Source organism: Pseudomonas sp. D3-27 (assembly GCF_051132165.1).
Classification (GTDB): Bacteria; Pseudomonadota; Gammaproteobacteria; order Pseudomonadales; family Pseudomonadaceae; genus Aquipseudomonas.
The window spans coordinates 3,982,340-4,004,115 of sequence record NZ_CP071667.1 but is presented as its reverse complement, the minus strand read 5'-3'; the positions used below and the strand labels follow the sequence as shown (position 1 = coordinate 4,004,115).

The 21,776-nt window shown below is 60.4% G+C and carries 19 protein-coding genes; 12 read left to right on the top strand and 7 right to left on the bottom strand.

The window, feature by feature from the left end; translation table 11 throughout:
* Nucleotides 1–28: 28 nt before the first annotated feature.
* The 6 genes from odhB (at nt 29) to J3P92_RS18060 (ending at nt 7,564) form a co-directional block, all read left to right on the top strand.
* A complete protein-coding gene (gene odhB, locus J3P92_RS18085; protein ID WP_434648593.1) occupies nt 29–1,249 on the top strand; it encodes a 2-oxoglutarate dehydrogenase complex dihydrolipoyllysine-residue succinyltransferase in 1,221 nt (406 codons plus the stop codon).
* Between the two features lie 111 nt (nt 1,250–1,360).
* A complete protein-coding gene (gene lpdA, locus J3P92_RS18080; RefSeq protein WP_434560075.1) occupies nt 1,361–2,797 on the top strand; it encodes a dihydrolipoyl dehydrogenase in 1,437 nt (478 codons plus the stop codon).
* A 197-nt stretch (nt 2,798–2,994) separates the two neighbouring features.
* Nucleotides 2,995–4,161, top strand: coding sequence for an ADP-forming succinate--CoA ligase subunit beta (sucC, locus tag J3P92_RS18075; RefSeq protein ID WP_003179235.1), 1,167 nt, complete (start codon nt 2,995–2,997; stop codon nt 4,159–4,161).
* The gene (sucD, locus tag J3P92_RS18070; protein WP_039594137.1) at nt 4,161–5,045 is read left to right on the top strand and encodes a succinate--CoA ligase subunit alpha; all 885 of its coding nucleotides are present in this window, start codon (nt 4,161–4,163) and stop codon (nt 5,043–5,045) included. Before sucC ends, sucD begins: the two co-directional genes overlap by 1 nt.
* 331 nt (nt 5,046–5,376) lie before the next feature.
* A complete protein-coding gene (brnQ, locus tag J3P92_RS18065; protein ID WP_420766931.1) occupies nt 5,377–6,690 on the top strand; it encodes a branched-chain amino acid transport system II carrier protein in 1,314 nt (437 codons plus the stop codon).
* 136 nt (nt 6,691–6,826) lie between these two features.
* Nucleotides 6,827–7,564: a DUF599 domain-containing protein gene (locus J3P92_RS18060; protein ID WP_420766930.1), complete on the top strand. Its 738-nt coding sequence runs from the start codon at nt 6,827–6,829 to the stop codon at nt 7,562–7,564.
* Between the two features lie 73 nt (nt 7,565–7,637).
* On the opposite strand, the gene J3P92_RS18055 is transcribed toward J3P92_RS18060, so the two are convergent.
* Nucleotides 7,638–7,889, bottom strand: a complete 252-nt coding sequence (locus J3P92_RS18055; protein WP_420766929.1) for a hypothetical protein — start codon at nt 7,887–7,889, stop codon at nt 7,638–7,640.
* A 147-nt stretch (nt 7,890–8,036) separates the two neighbouring features.
* On the opposite strand from J3P92_RS18055, the gene J3P92_RS18050 reads away from it, so the two are divergent.
* The 4 genes from J3P92_RS18050 to J3P92_RS18035 all read left to right on the top strand — a co-directional run bounded on the left by J3P92_RS18050 (nt 8,037) and on the right by J3P92_RS18035 (nt 11,760).
* Entirely contained in the window at nt 8,037–8,513 is a 477-nt protein-coding gene (locus J3P92_RS18050; RefSeq protein ID WP_434648591.1) for a PaaI family thioesterase, read from the top strand.
* Nucleotides 8,510–8,971 carry a PaaI family thioesterase gene (locus tag J3P92_RS18045; RefSeq protein ID WP_434648589.1) on the top strand — a complete coding sequence of 154 codons (462 nt, stop codon included), beginning with the start codon at nt 8,510–8,512 and terminating at the stop codon, nt 8,969–8,971. The genes J3P92_RS18050 and J3P92_RS18045 overlap by 4 nt, the downstream gene beginning before the upstream one ends.
* Before the next feature lie 87 nt (nt 8,972–9,058).
* Entirely contained in the window at nt 9,059–10,963 is a 1,905-nt protein-coding gene (htpG, locus tag J3P92_RS18040; protein ID WP_434648587.1) for a molecular chaperone HtpG, read from the top strand.
* Between the two features lie 68 nt (nt 10,964–11,031).
* Nucleotides 11,032–11,760, top strand: a complete 729-nt coding sequence (locus tag J3P92_RS18035) for a dienelactone hydrolase family protein (RefSeq protein WP_434607162.1) — start codon at nt 11,032–11,034, stop codon at nt 11,758–11,760.
* Between the two features lie 153 nt (nt 11,761–11,913).
* On the opposite strand, the gene J3P92_RS18030 is transcribed toward J3P92_RS18035, so the two are convergent.
* Nucleotides 11,914–12,774, bottom strand: a complete 861-nt coding sequence (locus tag J3P92_RS18030; protein ID WP_434648585.1) for a pirin family protein — start codon at nt 12,772–12,774, stop codon at nt 11,914–11,916.
* A 120-nt stretch (nt 12,775–12,894) separates the two neighbouring features.
* Here J3P92_RS18030 and J3P92_RS18025 point away from each other — a divergent pair, with 120 nt between their 5' ends.
* On the top strand, nt 12,895–13,911 hold the full coding sequence (locus J3P92_RS18025) for an amidohydrolase family protein (RefSeq protein ID WP_434648583.1): 1,017 nt from the start codon (nt 12,895–12,897) through the stop codon (nt 13,909–13,911).
* A gap of 146 nt (nt 13,912–14,057) precedes the next feature.
* On the top strand, nt 14,058–14,522 hold the full coding sequence (locus J3P92_RS18020) for a DUF3859 domain-containing protein (protein WP_420766922.1): 465 nt from the start codon (nt 14,058–14,060) through the stop codon (nt 14,520–14,522).
* Nucleotides 14,523–14,714: 192 nt separating this feature from the next.
* Here J3P92_RS18020 and fabB read toward each other — a convergent pair whose 3' ends face one another.
* From fabB to J3P92_RS17995, 5 genes are all read right to left on the bottom strand, one after another.
* A complete protein-coding gene (gene fabB, locus J3P92_RS18015; RefSeq protein ID WP_420766921.1) occupies nt 14,715–15,935 on the bottom strand; it encodes a beta-ketoacyl-ACP synthase I in 1,221 nt (406 codons plus the stop codon).
* Nucleotides 15,936–15,946: 11 nt separating this feature from the next.
* Nucleotides 15,947–16,462, bottom strand: a complete 516-nt coding sequence (fabA, locus tag J3P92_RS18010) for a 3-hydroxyacyl-[acyl-carrier-protein] dehydratase FabA (protein WP_030138344.1) — start codon at nt 16,460–16,462, stop codon at nt 15,947–15,949.
* A 250-nt stretch (nt 16,463–16,712) separates the two neighbouring features.
* The gene (locus J3P92_RS18005; protein ID WP_434607156.1) at nt 16,713–18,614 is read right to left on the bottom strand and encodes an ATP-binding protein; all 1,902 of its coding nucleotides are present in this window, start codon (nt 18,612–18,614) and stop codon (nt 16,713–16,715) included.
* Nucleotides 18,611–19,543 (bottom strand): ABC transporter substrate-binding protein, encoded by a 933-nt coding sequence (locus J3P92_RS18000; protein WP_420766919.1) that lies wholly within the window; start codon nt 19,541–19,543, stop codon nt 18,611–18,613. Before J3P92_RS18000 ends, J3P92_RS18005 begins: the two co-directional genes overlap by 4 nt.
* On the bottom strand, nt 19,544–21,703 hold the full coding sequence (locus J3P92_RS17995; protein ID WP_434648581.1) for a TonB-dependent receptor plug domain-containing protein: 2,160 nt from the start codon (nt 21,701–21,703) through the stop codon (nt 19,544–19,546).
* Between the last annotated feature and the right edge of the window lie 73 nt (nt 21,704–21,776).

The following is a 21,776-nucleotide window of genomic DNA, read 5'->3' as shown; positions in this document are numbered from 1 at the left end:
TGAAACCGAATTTAAGGAACCACAGATAATGGCTATCGAGATCAAAGCCCCCACTTTCCCGGAATCGGTTGCCGATGGCACCATTGCCACCTGGCACAAAAAACCGGGCGACGCGGTCAAGCGCGACGAACTGATCGTCGACATTGAAACCGACAAGGTCGTGTTGGAAGTACTGGCCGAAGCTGACGGCGTCCTGGGCGCTATCGTCAAGAACGAAGGCGACACCGTGCTGTCCGCTGAAGTCCTGGGCTCCATCGAAGAGGGCGGTGCCGCCGCCGCTCCAGCCGCCGCTGCCGCACCGGCTGCTGCTCAAGCCGACGCGCCTGCTGCCTCGGGCGAAGACGATCCAGTCGCCGCTCCGGCCGCTCGCAAGCTGGCTGAAGAAAACGGCATCAACATCGCTTCCGTTGCCGGTACCGGCAAAGGCGGTCGCGTGACCAAGGAAGATGTGGTTGCCGCCGTTGCCGCCAAGAAAGCCGCTCCAGCCGCTGCCCCGGCCAAGCCAGCCGCGCCTGCCGCTTCCGCGCCAGTGTTCGCTGCCGGTGACCGCGTTGAAAAACGCGTTCCGATGACCCGCCTGCGTGCCAAGGTCGCCGAGCGCCTGGTTGAAGCCCAGTCGAACATGGCGATGCTGACCACGTTCAACGAAGTCGACATGACCGAAGTCATGGCCCTGCGTTCGAAGTACAAGGACCTGTTCGAGAAGTCCCACAACGGCGTACGCCTGGGCTTCATGTCGTTCTTCGTCAAGGCTGCTACCGAAGCGCTGAAACGCTTCCCGGCCGTCAACGCGTCGATCGACGGTTCCGACATCGTGTACCACGGCTACGCCGACATCGGTGTTGCGGTCTCCAGCGACCGTGGCCTGGTGGTTCCGGTCCTGCGCAACGCCGAGCTGATGAGCCTGGCCGAAATCGAAGGCGGCATCGCTACCTTCGGCAAGAAGGCCCGTGACGGCAAGCTGTCCATCGAAGAGATGACCGGCGGTACGTTCACCATCACCAACGGTGGTACATTCGGTTCGATGATGTCGACCCCAATCGTCAACCCGCCGCAAGCGGCTATCCTGGGCATGCACAACATCCTGCAGCGTCCGATGGCGATCAACGGTCAGGTCGTGATTCGTCCGATGATGTACCTGGCTCTGTCTTACGATCACCGCTTGATCGACGGCAAAGAAGCCGTGACGTTCCTGGTAACCATCAAGAACCTGCTTGAAGACCCGGCTCGTCTGCTGCTGGATATCTGATTTTCGCCGCGAGGGCCGGTCTGTCGACCGGCCTCTTGCTGAAACAACCGGTTTCGTCCCTCGACGGTCATCACAAGTGATCGTCCGGTTTGATTCGAAAAGGAATGACTCATGACTCAGAAATTCGACGTGGTAGTGATTGGTGCGGGCCCTGGTGGCTACGTAGCGGCCATCAAGGCTGCGCAACTGGGCCTTACCACTGCCTGCATCGAGAAATACACCGACAAGGAAGGCAAACAGGCCTTGGGCGGTACTTGCCTGAACGTCGGTTGCATTCCTTCCAAGGCGCTGCTGGACAGCTCCTGGAAATACAAGGAAGCGAAAGAAAGCTTCAACGTTCACGGTATCTCTACCGGTGAAGTGAAAATGGACGTCGCCGCGATGGTTGGCCGCAAGGCTGGCATCGTCAAGAACCTGACCAGCGGTGTCGCCACCTTGTTCAAGGCCAACGGCGTGACCTCCATCGAAGGCCACGGCAAACTGCTGCTGGGCAAGAAAGTCGAAGTGACCAAGCCGGACGGCTCGGTTGAAGTGATCGAAGCCGAAAACGTCATCCTGGCGCCAGGCTCGCGTCCGATCGATATCCCGCCTGCTCCAGTCGACCAGAATGTGATTGTCGATTCCACCGGCGCCCTGGAATTCCAGACCGTGCCAAAACGCCTGGGCGTGATCGGCGCTGGCGTGATCGGCCTCGAGCTGGGTTCGGTATGGTCGCGCCTGGGCGCTGAAGTGACCGTGCTCGAAGCCCTCGACACCTTCCTGATGGCCGCCGACGCCGCGGTTTCCAAGGAAGCGCTGAAGACCCTGACCAAGCAAGGCCTGGACATCAAACTGGGCGCCCGCGTGACCGGCTCCAAGGTCAACGGCGACGAAGTCGTGGTGAACTACACCGACGCCAACGGCGAACAGACCATCACCTTTGACAAGCTGATCGTGGCCGTCGGCCGTCGTCCAGTGACCACCGACCTGCTGTCCGCCGATTGCGGCGTGGAAATCGACGAGCGCGGTTTCATCGCGGTCGATGACCATTGCGCAACCGCCGTACCGGGCGTCTTCGCCATCGGTGACGTGGTTCGCGGCATGATGCTGGCCCACAAGGCTTCCGAAGAAGGCATCATGGTCGTCGAGCGCATCAAGGGCCACAAGGCCCAGATGAACTACGACCTGATCCCATCGGTTATCTACACCCACCCGGAAATCGCATGGGTTGGTAAAACCGAGCAGGCCTTGAAAGCCGAAGGCGTTGAAGTTAACGTCGGCACCTTCCCGTTCGCCGCCAGTGGCCGTGCCATGGCAGCCAACGATACCGGTGGTTTCGTGAAAGTCATCGCCGATGCCAAGACGGATCGCGTATTGGGCGTTCACGTCATCGGCCCAAGCGCTGCCGAGCTGGTCCAGCAAGGCGCGATCGGTATGGAATTCGGCACCAGCGCCGAGGACCTGGGCATGATGGTCTTCTCCCATCCGACCCTGTCCGAAGCCTTGCACGAAGCGGCCCTGGCTGTGAATGGCGGCGCCATCCACGTGGCCAACCGCAAGAAGCGTTAATAGATAATAAGAAACCACGGCGGTATCGGCCCGTCGTGAGCCTTGCGCGCAAGACTCACCGCGGAATGTCCGCTGGACGCAGTCTTGCGTAGCAGCACCGGTTGACCGGAACGCTACGCAAGCAGCAGTCACAGGTGGTGCGGCACCACAACGGTGCAGCACCGAATGCGCAGTACCTAACGAAGACGGTAATAAGCATGAATCTTCACGAGTATCAGGGTAAGCAGCTGTTCGCTGAGTACGGCCTGCCAGTATCCACCGGCTACGCTGTAGACACCCCGGAAGCGGCAGCAGAAGCTTGCGACAAAATCGGCGGCAGCGAATGGGTCGTCAAAGCCCAGGTTCACGCCGGTGGTCGCGGTAAAGCGGGCGGCGTCAAGCTGGTTCGCAGCAAAGAAGACGCCAAAGCCTTCGCACAGCAGTGGCTGGGCAAGCGTCTGGTGACCTACCAGACCGACGCCAACGGTCAGCCAGTCACCAAGATCCTGGTTGAATCGTGCACTGATATCGCTAAAGAGCTGTACCTGGGCGCTGTCGTTGACCGTTCGAGCCGCCGCATCGTGTTCATGGCTTCCACCGAAGGTGGCGTGGACATCGAGAAAATCGCTCACGACACCCCTGAGAAAATCCTCAAGGCCACCATCGATCCACTGGTTGGCGCACAGCCGTTCCAGGGTCGCGAGCTGGCATTCCAGCTGGGCCTGGAAGGTAAGCAGGTCACTCAGTTCGCCAAGATCTTCGTAGGCCTGGCCAAGCTGTTCCAGGACCACGACCTGGCACTGCTGGAAGTGAACCCGCTGGTGATCAAGGCCGACGGCGATCTGCACTGCCTCGATGCCAAGATCAACATCGACGCCAACGCCATGTACCGTCAGCCTAAGCTGAAGACTTTCCACGATCCGTCGCAAGACGATCCGCGCGAAGCGCACGCTGCCAAGTTCGAACTGAACTACGTAGCCCTGGAAGGCAACATCGGCTGCATGGTCAACGGTGCCGGCCTGGCCATGGGTACCATGGACATCGTCAACCTGCACGGCGGCAAGCCAGCCAACTTCCTCGACGTGGGCGGCGGTGCTACCAAGGAACGCGTTACCGAAGCGTTCAAGATCATCCTGTCCGACACCAACGTCGCTGCAGTACTGGTCAACATCTTCGGCGGCATCGTTCGTTGCGACATGATTGCCGAAGGCATCATCGGCGCCGTGAAAGAAGTCGGCGTGAAAATCCCGGTTGTTGTTCGCCTCGAAGGCAACAACGCTGAGCTGGGCGCTAAAGTACTGGCAGAAAGCGGTTTGAACATCATCGCTGCTACCAGCCTGACCGACGCTGCTCAACAAGTCGTTAAAGCTGCGGAGGGCAAATAATGAGCGTCCTGATCAACAAAGACACCAAGGTTATCTGCCAGGGCATTACCGGTTCGCAAGGTAGTTTCCACACCCAGCAAGCCATCGAGTACGGCACCCAGATGGTTGGCGGCGTAACTCCGGGCAAGGGCGGCACCGAACACCTGGGCCTGCCTGTCTTCAACACCGTGAAAGACGCCGTAGCGGCCACTGGCGCCACCGCCAGCGTGATCTACGTTCCAGCTCCTTTCTGCAAGGACTCCATCCTTGAAGCAGCGTTCGGCGGCATCAAGCTGATCGTTTGCATCACCGAAGGCATCCCGACCATCGACATGCTGGAAGCCAAGGTCAAGTGCGACGAACTGGGTATCACCCTGATCGGCCCTAACTGCCCAGGCGTGATCACTCCAGGCGAATGCAAGATCGGCATCATGCCAGGTCACATTCACTTGCCAGGCAAGGTCGGTATCGTTTCCCGTTCCGGTACCCTGACTTACGAAGCCGTGAAGCAGACCACTGACGCCGGTTTCGGTCAGTCGACTTGCGTCGGCATCGGCGGTGACCCGATCCCAGGCTCCAACTTCATCGACATCCTGAAGCTGTTCCAGGAAGACCCGAAGACCGAAGCGATCGTCATGATCGGTGAGATCGGCGGTTCCGCTGAAGAAGAAGCCGCTGCCTACATCAAGGCCAACGTGACCAAGCCGGTTGTTTCCTACATCGCGGGTGTGACTGCTCCTCCGGGCAAGCGCATGGGCCATGCTGGCGCAATCATCTCTGGCGGCAAAGGCACTGCAGACGAGAAGTTCGCTGCGCTGCAAGACGCAGGCGTGAAAACCGTGCGTTCGCTGGCAGACATCGGCAAGGCCCTGGCCGAGCTGACTGGCTGGGAAATGAAGAAGTAAGCTTCGGCTGACTTTTTCGTTTCAGCAACAAAGGCCACCTTCGGGTGGCCTTTGTCGTTTCTGGCATTGGGTCGCGTTTGCCCTTGTGCGAACCCGGTTAGCCGGAAAAATAGATACGTAAACGCGACACAGAAACGTCGTGTATCGGATAGTTCGCCCTGTAACAGTGCGTTTTTCCGCCAAATTCGTTAGTCTGGCGGCCAATTTTGCGACCGCGGCCCACAAGGCGGCGATGCGCTCAACGGGTCGATCCCATACGGATCGGCAGCATTTCCCTCACCCTTCAGGGAAATCCCTCTCTAAATTCCGATTCAGTAGTGTGGTTTCCTTAATGAAAGTGTTGAAAGGTCAGGACATCCTGGCGCTTGGTTTCATGACATTTGCCCTGTTCGTCGGGGCCGGCAATATCATCTTCCCGCCTATCGTTGGTTTGCAGTCCGGGCCTCATGTCTGGATGGCGGCGTTGGGCTTCCTGATCACTGCGGTTGGGTTGCCGGTGATCACCGTCGTTGCGCTGGCGAAAGTCGGTGGCGCGATGGACGCGTTGAGCAGCCCAATCGGCAAGATTGCCGGTGGCTTGCTGGCGGCAGTCTGTTACCTGGCGGTCGGCCCGCTGTTCGCCACGCCCCGAACCGCCACCGTATCGTTTGAAGTAGGCCTGGCGCCGCTGACCGGCGAAAGTCCGTTGGCGCTGTTTCTCTATAGCGCGGTGTACTTCCTGCTGGTGTTCTTCATTTCGCTCTATCCAGGACGCCTGCTCGATACCGTCGGGCGCTTTCTCGCGCCGCTGAAAATCATCGCCCTGGCCGTGCTCGGCATCGCTGCGTTTGCGCTGCCCGCAGGCGATATCGGCGTGGCGACACCCGAGTACGTGGCGGCTCCGTTTTCCCAAGGCTTCATCAATGGTTACCTGACCATGGATACCCTTGGCGCTCTGGTGTTCGGGATTGTTATCGTCAACGCCATCCGTTCTCGGGGCGTCGAGTCGCCGGCCTTGATCACCCGTTACGCCATCATCGCCGGGCTGATTGCCGGTGTGGGGCTGGCGCTGGTTTATGTCAGCCTGTTCCGCCTGGGCTCCGGTAGCCACGAAGTGGCGGCGGGCGCGACCAACGGCGCCGCTGTGTTGCACGCCTACGTACAGCACACCTTCGGCAGCTTGGGCAGCGGCTTCCTTGCGGTGTTGATTTCCCTGGCATGCCTGGTGACCGCCGTCGGCCTGACCTGCGCCTGCGCCGAGTACTTCAGCCGTGTACTGCCGCTGTCCTACAAGACCTTGGTGATCATCCTCGCGGCATTTTCGCTGCTGGTGTCCAACCTGGGCCTGACCAAGCTGATTGCCTTCTCGATCCCGGTCCTGACTGCGATCTATCCACCTTGTATCGCGCTGGTGGCCCTGAGCTTCTGCAAGGATTTCTGGCACGAGCAAGGTCGGATTGTCGGCCCGGTCATGCTGGTGTCGTTCCTGTTCGGCTTGATCGATGCGCTCAAGGGGGCAGGGCTGGCGGATTGGATGCCGGCGCAACTGGCCCATCTGCCGTTGAGCGAGCAAGGCCTGGCGTGGCTGGTGCCTTCGGTCATGACCCTGGCGGTCGCTGTGGTGTGCGATCGGTTGCTGGGCAAGCGCAGCGAAGCCTTGGCTTAAGCGTCTCGCTGCAGCTCACCGATAAGACAGAAATGCCCCGTATCAGTCGATACGGGGCATTTTTTTGCCCGCGGTGTCTCCCACAGGGTTCGCTGATACTATTGCCACCGATTTTGTTTCTGCCACAGGGAATTGCATGTCATTCATCCAAGCCAACCTGATCCATCTCCTGGCCGCGGTATGGTTCGTCATCTGCTGGGCCGGTTATACCCGGTATGCCTCTTGGAAGGCTCGCGACACGGCATGCTTGGCCAGCGTTATGCATTTGTACCGTGAAGACTGGATGCGACGCATGTTGCTGCGCGACAACCGCATCGCCGATGCCAGCGTGATCGGCAACCTGGAGCGCAACGCGTCGTTTTTTGCCTCCAGTACGTTGATTATCCTGGCGGGTATCCTGACGGTGCTCGGAGCGTCTGATCGAGCGGTTTCGTTGCTGGCTGACCTGCCGCTGGTGCAGCAGGCCTCCCAAGGTATGGCGGAAGTGAAGCTGCTGTGTCTGGCGTTGGTGTTCGTCTATGCGTTCTTCACGTTCAGCTGGTGCATGCGCCAATACAATTTCGCCGCCGTCCTGGTGGGGTCGGCGCCGATGATCGGTGAGCGGCACGTGTCCGAGCTTGAGCGCAAGGCCTTTGCTTCGAGGGCGGCGCGGGTTATTTCCATGGCGGCCAACCAGTTCAACTTCGGTTTGCGTTCCTATTATTTCGGCATGACCATGTTGGCCTGGTTCGTCAGCCCGTGGTTGTTCATGTTGATGAGCGCCGGCGTGGTCTTTGTGTTGTATCAGCGCGAGTTCCATTCGGACGTGCTGGACGTCATGGTCTATACGCCCACCGAGGCACCAGCGCCCGAAACCGGCAAGGAAACTGCCTGACGGCGTGACTGGTTGAATCGCAGGCAAAAGAAAACCCGCACCAGGCGGGTTTTCTTTTACTGCTAAAACCGTATCAGTTGGTTTTAGGCGCGTCGGCAGGGGCTTGTTCCTGTTGCGCGGCATTGTTCGATTCAGCCTGATCTTTGGCGGCTTCGGCGTTTTCTTTCGCCGCGTCGTTCACTTTATCCTGTGCTTTGTTCATGTCTTGCTGAGCTTGTTCAGCGTGTTGTTGGGCATCTTGAGCCTTGTCCTCGGATTTTTTATCGCAGGCAGCGAGACCGAGAGAGGCGGCCAACATCAAGGCAATAGCTAAAGTCTTACGCATGGGGTGTTTCTCCTTATGGATATAACTACTGGCCTTTTGAACCGTGCCCTCAGGGTTAAGTTCCTCTCGCTCGTTAGATATATAACTTTGCACACCGATGGAACTTTGCCGGGTGCACCTGAAAGTCCCTGAAGGAGTTATCGGTCAATGGCTGAAGATCCCGTTTTTGAGCGCGCGACCCGTTTTTTATCGGCGCTCAGGCATTGCCACGTGCTAGGCATCAAACTGCACAGCGCCAGTCGCGATGGGTTGACGCTGGAGTTGCCCTACAGCGCGCATCTTGTCGGCAATCCCCTGACGGGCATTGTCCATGGCGGAGCGCTGACTTCATTGATGGACACCGCCTGCGGCATGTCGACCTTATGTGTACTGCCGCAATTCGAAGTCTGCCCGACATTGGACCTGCGCATCGACTACATGCACGCTGCCAGGCCCAACAAGGCCATCTATGGCTTCGCCCAATGCTATCGGGTGACGCCGGATGTGATTTTCAGCCGGGGATTTGCCTATCAGGATGATCCCGAGCAGCCCATTGCCCACGTCGTGGGTACTTTCATGCGCCTGGGCGATAGCGCCCGGGGACTCAAGGGAGGCGGCCCCACGGCTGCCGTGCTGACACCATGACCGATCTTACCGAGGTGCAACTGCGCCAGGCTTGCGAGCAGGGTGACGTCGCGATGCTGCTGGCTTCGATTCCCTATGCGCGGCTCATCGGCGTCGAATGCACCCGCCAGGGTGATGATCTGCTGTTTCGCCTGCCGGCCAATAAAGACAACATCGGTAACCCTTTACTGCCCGCTATCCACGGCGGGGTCATCGCCGGATTTATGGAGCTCTCGGCCGCCGTTCATCTGCTGATTGCCACCCGTGCGACCGGTGTGCCGAAGATCATCGATTTTTCCCTGGATTACCTGCGTGCCGGGCAGTTCCGCGACACCTTTGCCCGGTGCCAGGTCTGGCGCCAAGGGCGGCGCGTGGCCAACGTGGCGGTCACGGCCTGGCAAGAGTCCGAAGCCGAACCCATTGCCACCGCCCGTGCCCATTTCAAGATCCCGGCGCCCTCCAGGCCGAGCGGCCCTTGAAATCATCAACGTTGCCCCCACCTTGTGGACATCCCGCCGCCATTCTCTGCGAGGCGGACACCACCATCCACTTGGAGTTTGATGACCATGAGCGTGGAAACTCAAAAGGAAACCCTGGGCTTCCAGACCGAGGTGAAGCAACTGCTGCACCTGATGATTCACTCGCTGTATTCGAATAAGGAAATTTTCCTCCGCGAGCTGATTTCGAACGCCTCCGACGCTGTCGACAAATTACGTTTCGAAGCGCTGTCCAAGCCAGAACTGCTGGAGGGCGGCGCCGAGCTGAAAATCCGTGTGAGCTTCGACAAGGACGCGAAAACCGTCACCCTCGAAGACAACGGCATCGGCATGAGCCGCGACGAGGTGATCACGCACTTGGGCACCATCGCCAAGTCCGGCACCGCCGATTTCATGAAAAACCTGTCTGGCGACCAGAAGAAGGATTCCCACCTGATCGGTCAGTTCGGCGTCGGATTCTATTCCGCGTTCATCGTTGCCGATCACGTTGAAGTGTTCAGCCGCCGTGCCGGCCTCGCCCCGAGCGAAGGCGTGCACTGGTCCTCCAAGGGCGAGGGCGAGTTTGAGGTCGCGACCATCGACAAGGCCGATCGCGGCACCCGCATCGTCCTGCACCTCAAGTCTGGCGAAGACGAGTTTGCCGATGGCTGGCGCCTGCGCAACATCATCAAGAAGTACTCCGACCACATCGCGCTGCCGATCGAGCTGCCGAAGGAAGCCACCGCTGCCGAAGGCGAAGAAAAGCCCGAAGTGGAATGGGAAACCGTCAACCGCGCCAGTGCCTTGTGGACCCGTCCGCGCACCGAGGTAAAGGACGAGGAATACCAGGAGTTCTACAAGCACATCGCCCACGATTTCGAAAATCCGCTGAGCTGGAGCCATAACAAGGTCGAAGGCAAGCTGGAATACAACTCGCTGCTGTACGTGCCGGCCCGCGCGCCGTTCGACCTGTACCAGCGCGAAGCGCCACGTGGCCTGAAGCTTTACGTGCAGCGCGTGTTCGTAATGGACCAGGCCGAATCGTTCCTGCCGCTTTACCTGCGCTTCATCAAGGGTGTGGTGGATTCCAATGACCTGTCGCTGAACGTTTCGCGGGAAATCCTGCAGAAAGATCCGATCATCGACTCCATGAAGTCGGCGCTGACCAAGCGCGTGCTGGACATGCTGGAGAAACTGGCGAAGAACGAGCCCGAGCAGTACAAGAGCTTCTGGAAAAACTTCGGCCAGGTCATGAAAGAAGGTCCGGCCGAAGACTTCGCCAACAAAGAGAAGATCGCTGGCCTGCTGCGCTTTGCCTCGACCCAGGGTGAGGATGGCGAACAGATCGTTGGCCTGGCCGACTATCTGGCTCGCGCCAAGGAAGGACAGGACAAGATCTACTACCTGACCGGCGAGACTTATGCACAGGTCAAGAACAGCCCGCACCTGGAAGTCTTCCGCAAGAAAGGCATCGAAGTGCTGCTGCTGACCGATCGCATCGACGAGTGGCTGATGAGCTACCTCAACGAGTTCGACGGCAAGAGCTTCGTCGACGTGGCCCGTGGCGATCTCGACCTTGGCAACCTGGATTCGGAAGAAGACAAGAAAGCTGCCGAAGAAGTCGCCAAGAGCAAGGAAGGCCTGGTCGAGCGGATCAAGACTGCCTTGGGCGAAGCCGTCAGCGAAGTGCGGGTTTCCCACCGCTTGACCGATTCCCCGGCGATCCTGGCCATCGGTGAGCAAGACCTCGGTTTGCAGATGCGCCAGATCCTCGAAGCCAGCGGACAGAAAGTCCCGGACTCCAAGCCGATCTTTGAATTCAACCCGGCCCACCCGCTGGTGGAGAAGCTCGACAACGAGCAGAACGAAGAGCGTTTCGGCGACCTGTCGCACATTCTCTTCGACCAGGCGGCCCTGGCGGCTGGCGACAGCTTGAAAGACCCGGCTGCGTATGTACGTCGCCTGAACAAGCTGTTGGTTGAACTGTCAGCTTGATCAAGTGAGACAAAACCCGCTTCGGCGGGTTTTGTCATTTCTGGTGTTCAGTCAAAGAGGAGTCCGTCATGAGTCAGGTTACGGTTCGTTCGCTGGTCTATCAGGTCGATGGTCAAAGTTATGAGGGGCGCCTGGCCTTCGACGTCAATCAACAGGGCCCACGTCCGGGTTTGCTGATGGCGCCGAACTGGATGGGTGTTGGGGCGGGGGCCGAGGAAATCGCCAGGTCTGTGGCGGCAAACGGATATGTGGTGCTGATTGCCGACCTTTACGGGCAAACAGTGCGCCCGAGCAATGCCGATGAGGCGGGAGCGGCGATGATGCCGCTCAAGAACGACCGGGCGTTGTTGCGCAAGCGCATGCAGGCAGCGTTCGAGCAACTGCAGAGCCAGGACCAAGCGAAGGTCGACACGGCGAAGCTGGCCGCTTTTGGTTTTTGCTTTGGGGGATGCTGCGCCTTGGAGTTGGCTCGCACTGGCGCCCCCTTGAAAGCGACGATCTCATTCCACGGCACCCTGGATACGCCGAACCCGGTTGATGCCCAGAACATCGAGGGCGCGGTATTGGTCCTGCACGGCGCCTCCGACCCGCTGGTGCCAAAGGAACAGCTGCCGGCCTTCGAAGATGAAATGAACGCGGCTGGGGTGGATTGGCAATTGCTGAGCTACGGCGGTGCGGTGCACTCGTTCACCGACCCGCAGGCCAATGTGCCTGGCAAGATGATGTACGACGCCAAGGTCGCCGGACGGGCGTTCCGCTCGATGCATAACCTGCTGGATGAAGTGTTCAAGGGCTGACGTCGGGCCCGGATCTCTTTTGTCTGGTACAAAGCCATCGCGAGCAAGCTCGCACCCACATTGGATCAAGTTGTTCTCGGCATTTGTGAACCGCACCGATTCAGTGAGGGCGCGAGCTTGCTCGCGATGTCTGCCTGACAGGCAACCCTTGAATCAGGGCAACTCGATCCGCTCGCTTTCCCCTGGTACGGTTGGCCAGTTCCCGGCCGCCCAGCGTCGGCGGGCTTCGTCTATGCGGGCCGGGTCGCTGGAGACGAAATTCCAATTCATCCGCCGTGGCCCATCCAAGGGCGCACCGCCGAACAGCACCGCATGGCACTCGGTGTCGGCAGACAGCGTCATTTCTTCCCCGGCAGGCAATATCACCAGTGAATGGGGCTCAAGCGGCTCACCGTCCAACTGCGCCTCGCCGTCCAGGATGTACAGTGCGCGTTCTTCATGTTCCGTGGGAATCAGCAGCGTCGTTGCGGTCTGCAGGTTCAGTTCGGCGTAAAGCGTAGGAGACAGCACTGGCACCGGCGATTCCAGGCAAAAGCCTGACCCGGCGATCATGCGGATGTTCACCCCCAGGTTCTCACTGACCGGCAGGCTCTGTGCCGGATGATGGCTGTAGTGCCCGGGACCTTCCTCGTGAGACTTGGGCGAGGCCAGCCAGATTTGCAGCCCATGCAGCACGAAGCCGCTCTCCAACAACGCTTTCGGTGTCCTCTCGACATGGGCAATGGCGCTGCCGGCGGTCATCCAACTGACATCCCCGGCGTTTACCACCTGATCGGAACCGAGGCTGTCCTTATGCTGGATCTGGCCCTCGAACAAGTAGGTGAGGGTGGACAGACCGATGTGTGGATGTTGGCGAATGTTCATGCCTCGACCGGCCGGGTAGGACGTTTGCAGCATATGGTCGAAAAACACGAAAGGTCCGACGCTGCGGCATTTAGCGGACGGCAAGGGCCGAAGAATCGGCTGGCCTTCCACGTCTTCTGCGCGGGGACGAACGATGAGGGGAGCGGTCATGGTGTCTTCCAGGTTGAACGACGGATGGGCAGAGCATAACCCGAGGTTGCAACGGACGGCAGCGCCGGCTTGAACCCAGGCGGGACGGCTGGGGTCTATGCTGCTCATGGCCTATGGAGAATGCCCGTGCCCTCGATCCGTTTGATGTTCGCCTGCCTGCTGGCCGTTACGTGCAGCACCGCCTCGGCTCGCGAATATGCCTACAGTGATGCGCACCTGCATTACGTCGATTTCTTCCAGGAAACCGCCGGCATGGCCAAGCTCCTCAAGGCCATGGCGGACAATCGCATCGAGCATGTGATGATTTCCGGCGTGCCCGTGGCGAAGAAATGGCACGAAGACGAACCCAAGCGACCGCGTTACTACGCCGGTGACGATGCGGACGCCTATTGGTACAGCGCCACCGATGTGATTGTCGCTGCCGCGGTGTCCAAGCTCCCCGCTGAGCAACGCCAGCATTTCCATCCATTCCTGTCGGGCTTCAACCCCAATGACAAGAACTCCGATGCGCATATCCAACGCATGCTCGATCTCTATCCGGGGCTGTGGCAAGGCATCGGCGAAGTGTTCACCCGTCATGACGACCTGACGGCGCTGACCTCCGGCGACACGCCGCGCGCCAACAACGAAGCCATGACCCGCATCTATCACCTGGCGGCGGAGAATGATCTGCCCGTGATGCTGCATTCCAACATCACGTCCAAGCGTGAGAGAAATCCGCTGTACTTGGCAGAAATCGAAGAACCGCTACGCAACCATCCACACACACGGTTCATCTGGGCCCATGCCGGCACGAGCATGGAGATTCACCGGCACCAGACCCGGCTGGATTTTCTGCTGCCGACCCTGACGCGGATGCTGGAGTCTTATCCCAATCTTTTCATCGACCTGTCCTGGAGCATGCTCACGCCGTATCTACTGGATGAGGCGGGCAAGCCCCGGGATGAATGGTTGAAACTGGTGGAGCGCTTCCCGGAGCGGTTCATGGTGGGATCGGACGTGGTAGGACGATTCAACAAATTGGGTAAGGAGTTGCACAGCTTCGATCCGTTCCTGGATGCCTTGCCTGAGGATGTGGCGCGGAAGGTGGCGCGAGACAACTTTCTGGCCGTGTTGCCGCGCTCAGTCACCCGCTGAGCCCGCTCTTGTCGCGAGGGAGCAGGCTCCCTCGCCACAGGTCAACCCTGTATGCGGGCTTTAGCTGGCCTGGTGAACACCGCTTTGTCATCAGCCTGTCACCCCCGCGTCATACCCTCGCGCTCATCTCAATCAAGGAGCGCACCATGCACCTCACCCGTTCAAGCGCACTGCTCGCGCTGTTGTTGACCTGCGGCCTGGCCCAGGCGGAAGTTCGTGTCGAAGGCCCGGTGGAATATGGGGTATTCGAAGGGCCGAAGGCCGAGTTGCAATCGGGCGAGCGGGTCTTGCGTCGCAGCAATGAGCAGATCCGCCAGACCGAAAGTGTTCCGGCCAAGCTGGGCACCAAATTCGGCATGCGCTATCAGTTGGCGGGCAAGGTCGCTGACGACCAGCCGTTGACCCTGTTGTACTTCACCCCCGGTATCCGCACACCCGATGGCGTACGCCACGACAAATTCGAAGTCATCCAGAAACTGGTGCCCGGCGCGCCCCAGGACGTCATGGCCTATGAATTTACCGAAAGCCACGAAGTGGTGCCGGGGGAGTGGCGGTTCATGGTGTTCCAGGGGGATCGGCTGTTGACGCAGCAACGGTTTGTCGTGCGCTGAAACTTCATTTGCACAGATCAAAGTGTGGGAGCGAGCCTGCTCGCGAAGGCGGTATGACAGTCAGAGCGTTGTTGCTTGATACTCCGCTTTCGCGAGCAGGCTCGCTCCCACAAGGAATTCAGGCATATCCGTCAGACAAAAAAACGCCCCGAACCAGTCGGGGCGTTTTTGTGTGTGGCGTACCAGCGGGAATTACTTGCCCTGCCAGCGCTTCATCACCAGGGTAGCGTTGGTGCCACCGAAGCCGAAGCTGTTGCTCATCACGGTGTTGATGGTGGCGTTCTCGCGAGTTTGGGTCAGGATAGGCAGGTCGGCCACTTCCGGATCCAGTTCGTCGATGTTGGCGGAACCGGCCATGAAGTTGCCTTCCATCATCAGCATGCAGTAGATCGCTTCGTGAACGCCGGCGGCGCCCAGGGAGTGACCCGACAGGCTCTTGGTGGAGCTGATGGCCGGGGCCTTGTCGCCGAACACTTCGCGCACACCCTTCATTTCCGCGACGTCGCCGACCGGGGTCGAGGTGCCGTGGGTGTTCAGGTAGTCGATCGGTGCATCGACGGTGGACATGGCCATCTGCATGCAGCGCACGGCACCTTCACCGCTCGGTGCGACCATGTCATAGCCGTCGGAGGTGGCGCCGTAGCCGACGATTTCCGCGTAGATCTTCGCGCCACGGGCGAGGGCGTGTTCCAGCTCCTCGACCACGACCATGCCACCACCGCCGGCGATGACGAAACCGTCACGGTCGGCGTCGTAGGCACGGGAGGCTTTTTCCGGCGCGTCGTTGCGCTTGCTGGACAGGGCGCCCATGGCGTCGAACAGGAACGACTGGCTCCAATGTTCTTCTTCACCGCCACCGGCGAACACGATGTCCTGCTTGCCCATCTGGATCTGTTCCATGGCGGTACCGATGCAATGGGCACTGGTGGCGCAGGCGGAAGCGATGGAGTAGTTCAGGCCCTTGATCTTGAACGGCGTGGCCAGGCAGGCCGAAACGGTGCTGCTCATGGTCCGCGTGACGCGGTACGGGCCGACACGCTTGACGCCTTTTTCGCGCAGGATGTCCAGCGCTTCCATCTGGTTCAAGGTGGAGGCGCCGCCGGAACCTGCTACGAGGCCGGTCCGTACGTTGGAGACCTGCTCTTCGGTCAGGCCGGAGTCAGCGATGGCGTCTTTCATGGCCAGGTAGGCATAAGCCGCCGCGTGGCCGACGAAACGGTAGATCTTGCGATCGATCAGCTCTTCGAGGTTCAGGTCAATGGAGCCGGAAACCTGGCTACGCAGACCCATTTCGGCATATTCCGGATTGAACCGGATGCCAGGGCGACTTGCACGCAGGTTAGCGGAGACGGTCTCTTTGTCATTGCCCAGGCACGAAACGATGCCCAGACCAGTGATAACGACGCGGCGCATGCGGATAACCCTTAGAAGTTGTCAGTGGAAGTGAAAACGCCAACCCGGAGGCCTTCGGCGGTGTAGATCTCGCGACCGTCGACAGCCACCGAACCATCGGCGATGGCCATGTTCAGCTTGCCCTTGAGGACGCGTTTGATATGGATGTTATAGGTGATCTTCTTCGCAGTCGGCAGTACCTGACCGAAGAACTTCACTTCGCCCGAACCCAGGGCGCGGCCGCGACCCGGCAGGCCTTGCCAGCCGAGGAAAAAGCCGACCAGTTGCCACATGGCATCCAGGCCCAGGCAGCCGGGCATCACCGGATCGCCTTCGAAATGGCAGGCGAAGAACCACAGGTCCGGAGTGATATCCAGCTCGGCGACCAATTCACCTTTGCCGTACTTGCCACCCTCATCGCTGATATGGGTGATGCGATCCACCATCAGCATGTTCGGGGCGGGCAGTTGCGCGTTACCTGGGCCGAACAGCTCACCGCGACTGCAGCGCAGCAGATCTTCCCGAGTAAAGGCGTTTTGTTTGGTCATGCGAGCTCCTCAATAGTCCCATGCGGCAGGGTGGGGCAAATCTTCCCGGCCGATCGAAGCGTTCATGCCTCGAGTCGGCAGCCTACTCATAGACTATTGCGTTGTAGTGAAAGTCACAGCACACGGGAAAATCAATGTACACCTGTGCACTGAAATAGTTATTCCTTCCCCGATCGAGGCGTGGCCGGGTGCTTAAGACTGCCGCACTTTCGCCTTTCACGCCAGTCGCAGATAGTCCTAAGCCCTGCATTTACCCGACCCAGCGTTGCAGAATCTGCTGCAAGTCGATTCGTTTGAAGGGTTTGGCCAGGTAATCGTTCATGCCCGCTGCCAGGCACGCTTCGCGATCACCCTGCAGTGCATTGGCGGTCAGGGCGATGATGGGCACGTCGGTGCAGCCGGGCAACTGGCGGATCTGCCGCGTGGCTTCGTAACCGTCGATGACCGGCAACCGGCAGTCCATCAGGATCGCTTCGAAAATCAGGCTCTCGGCGCTACGTACGGCCTGGGCGCCATCGGTGGCGACGCTGACCTTGAAGCCGAGGCTGCGCAGCATCGCTTCGATCACCGTCTGGTTAACCGGATTGTCTTCCACCAACAAGACATTGCGGCCTTCTCCGTTGCTACCGCCGCCGGGCAGGCGCGGGGGCAGGGTCGGTGGCGCCAGGCGCGACAGGGCCAGCGGGATTTCCAGGGTAAACACCGAGCCCTGGCCTTCCTGGCTCTGGGCCCGCAGCGTGCCGCCCATGCGTTCGGCCAGGGTGCGGGCGATCGGCAGGCCGAGGCCCGTGCCGCCGTAGCGTCTTGAAATGGAACTGTCGGCCTGCTGGAAGGCGTCGAACATGCGCTCCAGGCTTTCGGCCGGGATGCCAATGCCGCTGTCGCGCACGGTGCAGGTGAACCACAGCAATTCGTGATCAAGGGCCTGCCACTGGCACTGCACCGTAACGCGGCCCTGGTCGGTGAATTTCAACGCGTTGCCGATCAGGTTCACCAGGATTTGCCGGATCCGCGTCGGGTCGCCTTGTACCTGCAGCGGCTTCATGTCGTCGGGGACCAGCAGGTCCAGGCCCAGCTTGCGCTGCGCGGCGCTGTGCTGGAACGACTGCGCGCAACTGCCCACCAGCTCGGCCAGGTTGAACGGGATGTGCTCCAGCTCCAGCGCCGAACGCTCGATGCGCGAGAAGTCGAGAATGTCGTTGATGACCTTCAACAGGTGCTCGGTGGATTCCGATGCCAGCGCGGTGTATTCATGCTGCTCATCGGTCATATGGGTGGTTTCCAGCAATTGCAGCATGCCCAATACGCCATTCATGGGCGTGCGCAGTTCGTGGCTCATCATCGCCAGGAATTCCGACTTGGCGCTGTTGGCCTTTTCTGCTTCCTCCCGGGTCTTGATCAATTGAGCCATGGCCTGGTGCTGTTCGCGGCTTGCTTGTTCGAGGCCCGCGGCCAGGTTGTTGATGTGCCGCGACAGGGCGCCCAATTCCCCGTCGTCGACAATAGGCAAGGGCCTGCTGTAATCACCCTGCTGGATGGCCTTGACCGCATGGCCGATGTCGCGAATCGGCTGCGACAGGCTCGCTGCCAGGCGGCGCGCCACCAGAAACGTGAACAGCAGCGCAAACAGGGCCAGGACCGCTGCCTTGAGCAGGATCTCCTGTTGCCGCTGGCTGAAGGCGTCGCTGGACATGCCGACAATGACGCGGCCCAGGTAATCCTCGCCGGCCGCCTCGATGGGCGGACTGTTGCCTTGCAGGAAATCATTGTTGAGGGCAATGCGCTGCAGGCGAACGGGGGCCTGGAATACTTCGACCTGCTGGGAATGGTTGCGGGTTTGCGACGGTTGTTCCACGTACACGAGAACCCGCTCGGTGCGGTCCTGGACTTCCAAAAAGCGCACGTGAGGCGTGGCGAGCGTGGCCGTCAGCAGGCTTTCCAGCACATCATTGTTACCGGATATGACGCCATACTCCGCGGCTGGAGCGAGTTGGTTGGCGATCAGCTGCCCGGTGTGGTTGAGTTCCTGGCGTAGGTCCTGGATTCGCACGAAGGTGAAGAAGCTGATCAACAGCACCGTCAGCAGCAGTGCCGGCCCCAGGGCGATGAGCTGGGTACGGGTATTGATATCCCAGCGGCGACGCAAGGTCATGGACGGTGTTCTCCTTCTGCCAGCTGCGTAGCGACGGATTCGACGTCAATCGGTTCGATCCCCAACGAGCGAGCGACCTGTTGATTGCTCAAGACTTTGAAGCGGGGCGGATACAGGCTGCGCGGCCACGTGGCGGCGGGGCGGTCCAGCAATTCGTCGAGAATCGCCAGCCAGTCTTCCTGGTCGCTGTAGGTGCTGGCCAGGCTGCCGGCCTTGACGAAGGCGGCGCTTGGCCCGATCAGCGCGCGTTGCCGGGCGTAACTGCTCAGCAACAGGTTCTTCACGGTCTTGGGGTTATAAAGGTCGGGGTCGTCGAGGCCCAGCAAGACGTCGCTTTGGCCCAGCAGGTTTTGCAAAGGGCGGCTGTCGTTGATGTCGTCCCAGCGTTCGCTGACGATTTGCAGGCCCAGCGGCAACGCTGCCTGCTGAAGGTCCTTGAGCAGGAACTCGCTGTGCCTGTCGTACAGCACGCCGACCCGCCGTACTTGTGGCAGGACCTGACGAATCAGGCGCAACTGCCGGCCCATCGGTGGATCGCTCCAGAGCAGGCTCAGGTGTCCGGGCGTCCCGTCACCCAGGCGTTCCCGGGCTTGCTGACGGCTGATCCGCAGCACCAGAGTGGCCGGCCCGCGAGGCGTTTGCAGGCGCCAGTCGAGGCTCGGCGGGTCGAGCAGGATCAGGCGCACGTCATCCGGCAACCGATCCGGCGCCGGCAGGTTGGCCAATGGGGTGAATCGCACGCGGTCCTGGGGACGCCGGGCCTGCAAGGCCTGGGTGAATGACTGCACGCCGGGGCTGTCCTGGGCGCCTGTCAACAGGACCTCGGCGGCCCGAGCCTCGAGCGTGACCAGCAGGCCGGCAAATGCCAGGCACAGTAACCACCACAGGCGGCCACGAAAGGGCGTCGTGCGGGGTTGGCACCGGGACATCTAGAAGGACAACTCCGCGCTGAAATACACCACATGGCGGGAATCGTAGCGGTTGTCGACGAACGTGGTCGGCTGGTCATCGAGGCGTTGCTGCAGGGTCCCCGCGACTTCCAGGCTGGCTTTGCCCAGGGGAATGCGCCGGGCGAGGCGGCTGTCGATCCGTTCGTAGCGGTAACCGTTGAGGGCGTCGGCGGCGTAATAGAAAACCGCGCTGTTCCAGCCCCGGCCCCAATCGCGCAGCCAGCCGGCCGAACCGCTGTTGCGGGCGGTCAGCTGTTCGTCGAGGGGGTTGCTGGCCAGCGCATCGACATAGGCGTAGGTCAGGCGCAGCCGGTCGGCCGCTGTCATCCGCCAATCGAATTGGGTTTCGGCGCCGGTGAACTGCGATTCGTTGCTGTTGCTGGCGATGTACTGGTTGTTGCGCAATGGTTCGCTGATCATTCCGGTGATTTGGTCGTGGAACAGCTTCACGTCCACCGCCAGGCCCAAATCCATGAAATAACCGTTGTAGCCAAGCTCACGCGAGCGCATGTGCTCCTGATCCAGGTTGCCAGGGCCGCGCGTTCGAACGAAATAACGGGCGCTGTCCTGACCAAAGGCGGCCGGCCGTAGATTGGTGACTTGATAACTCCAGTTGACGTTGTTCTCGAACATGTCCGGCGAGCGCACCGCCTCGGAATAGACCGCCCGGAGGCCGTGTCGCGGGGTGATCAGGTAGTTGATTGCCATCCGAGGGGTCAGCGAGCTGCCCGTCAGGCGTGCGTCCTCGAACATCGCGCCGCCCTGCAACAACCAGTGTTCGCTGGCCCGCCATTCGAGCTGGCCGAACAAACGGTAGGTGGTGTCGTCCAGGGTGCCGTTGAAGTACGTCTGCGAATCGGCCCGGTCGTAACGATAATTCACGCCGGTGACTAGCCGCAGGCTGTCGGAAAGACTGAGGGTGTCCTGAACCTCAAGGTCGTAGCGCGACTCCCGGGCGCTCTGGTCGATATCGCCACACAGTGTCCGGGAAGCACCGTTTCGCCATTGGTCGAGCACTTGATTGGCCAGTGCCTGTTCCTGGGCCGTGCCGGCGGGGACCCCGGTATTCAGGAAACTGGGAATATTGCGCGCCAGCTTCTCGGCATAGTTGGGGTTGAGCTGCCACAGATCGGTCAATTGCGGGCTGAACGACACCTCCGCATCGCAGGCGCGCCAAGTCTGCTGGCGATCCCAATGCTGCATCGAACCCTGGATATAAAGGCTGTGGTTAGGATTCAGGTCCAGGTTCCAACGCAGCGAAGCGGCGTAATCCTTGGCGCTGACGTCGGAGTTATCCCCAGCTTCGGTAATCCCGGCAAACACCGGACGGTAGGTGTAGGGCCGCTGGTTGGTCCCTTCCTTGGCATTCAACTGCCAGTCAATGCTCTGGTATTCATCCAGGGTTTGGCTGACGGACAGGTTGAAGCGGTTCAGGCGACGGCTGTCGCGGTAGTCGGCCCCGTTGCGGTTGCTGTCAAAACCGTCGTCTTGCTGGCCGGACAGCGACAATCGCATGTCACCTTCTTCCCAACCTGTGCCCTGGCTGGCGTACCAATCGCTGATGCCGTTCTGGCCTCGGGTAACCTTGAAACGGGTGCCGTGGCTGTCGGCCGGGGCGCGGGTGATGATGTTGACGACGGCCATCAGTGCATTGGCGCCATAGCTGACGGTGTTGGGGCCGCGAAAGACTTCGATCCGCTCGATGTCTTCCATGGCGACCGGTATATCGCTCCAGTCCACCGTCGCCAGGCCGGCCCGGTACACCGAGCGACCATCGATCAGCACTTGCATGCGCCGCGCTTCACTGGCACTGGTGCCGTGGTAGTTGGCGGTGGGCTGGTTGCCGCTGATGTTGCCGACCATCATGCCTGGCACCAGGCGCAACAATTCGCTGATGTCCCGAGCGCCGCTGGCCTTGATCAATTCACGGTCCAGCACGGTCATGCTGCCCGGTACCGCCGCCGGCGACTGCTTCAAGCGCGTGGCGGTCAATACCTGGGGGAGGGGCTGGTTGTCCACGAATAAGTCGTCGGCCACCGCTGGCGGGCTGATGATCAGCGCCAATAGCAGTGATGAGCCTGGACGGGTGGGGCCAACGAACACGGCACAGCCTTTGGATAGAAGAAGGATGGCGGGCATGTTAACCGAGCCGAACGACTTTTCCATTCACGTTGACAGCATTTTCCTAGGAATTGGTGGTCAGCTTCCTACA

Bases quoted from the DNA above. Each gene is read 5' to 3' on its own strand.
- odhB (WP_434648593.1), top strand. From the start codon at position 29: ATGGCTATCGAGATCAAAGCCCCCACTTTCCCGGAATCGGTTGCCGAT.
- lpdA (WP_434560075.1), top strand. From the start codon at position 1,361: ATGACTCAGAAATTCGACGTGGTAGTGATTGGTGCGGGCCCTGGTGGC.
- sucC (WP_003179235.1), top strand. From the start codon at position 2,995: ATGAATCTTCACGAGTATCAGGGTAAGCAGCTGTTCGCTGAGTACGGC.
- sucD (WP_039594137.1), top strand. From the start codon at position 4,161: ATGAGCGTCCTGATCAACAAAGACACCAAGGTTATCTGCCAGGGCATT.
- brnQ (WP_420766931.1), top strand. From the start codon at position 5,377: ATGAAAGTGTTGAAAGGTCAGGACATCCTGGCGCTTGGTTTCATGACA.
- J3P92_RS18060 (WP_420766930.1), top strand. From the start codon at position 6,827: ATGTCATTCATCCAAGCCAACCTGATCCATCTCCTGGCCGCGGTATGG.
- J3P92_RS18055 (WP_420766929.1), bottom strand. From the start codon at position 7,889: ATGCGTAAGACTTTAGCTATTGCCTTGATGTTGGCCGCCTCTCTCGGT.
- J3P92_RS18050 (WP_434648591.1), top strand. From the start codon at position 8,037: ATGGCTGAAGATCCCGTTTTTGAGCGCGCGACCCGTTTTTTATCGGCG.
- J3P92_RS18045 (WP_434648589.1), top strand. From the start codon at position 8,510: ATGACCGATCTTACCGAGGTGCAACTGCGCCAGGCTTGCGAGCAGGGT.
- htpG (WP_434648587.1), top strand. From the start codon at position 9,059: ATGAGCGTGGAAACTCAAAAGGAAACCCTGGGCTTCCAGACCGAGGTG.
- J3P92_RS18035 (WP_434607162.1), top strand. From the start codon at position 11,032: ATGAGTCAGGTTACGGTTCGTTCGCTGGTCTATCAGGTCGATGGTCAA.
- J3P92_RS18030 (WP_434648585.1), bottom strand. From the start codon at position 12,774: ATGACCGCTCCCCTCATCGTTCGTCCCCGCGCAGAAGACGTGGAAGGC.
- J3P92_RS18025 (WP_434648583.1), top strand. From the start codon at position 12,895: ATGCCCGTGCCCTCGATCCGTTTGATGTTCGCCTGCCTGCTGGCCGTT.
- J3P92_RS18020 (WP_420766922.1), top strand. From the start codon at position 14,058: ATGCACCTCACCCGTTCAAGCGCACTGCTCGCGCTGTTGTTGACCTGC.
- fabB (WP_420766921.1), bottom strand. From the start codon at position 15,935: ATGCGCCGCGTCGTTATCACTGGTCTGGGCATCGTTTCGTGCCTGGGC.
- fabA (WP_030138344.1), bottom strand. From the start codon at position 16,462: ATGACCAAACAAAACGCCTTTACTCGGGAAGATCTGCTGCGCTGCAGT.
- J3P92_RS18005 (WP_434607156.1), bottom strand. From the start codon at position 18,614: ATGACCTTGCGTCGCCGCTGGGATATCAATACCCGTACCCAGCTCATC.
- J3P92_RS18000 (WP_420766919.1), bottom strand. From the start codon at position 19,543: ATGTCCCGGTGCCAACCCCGCACGACGCCCTTTCGTGGCCGCCTGTGG.
- J3P92_RS17995 (WP_434648581.1), bottom strand. From the start codon at position 21,703: ATGCCCGCCATCCTTCTTCTATCCAAAGGCTGTGCCGTGTTCGTTGGC.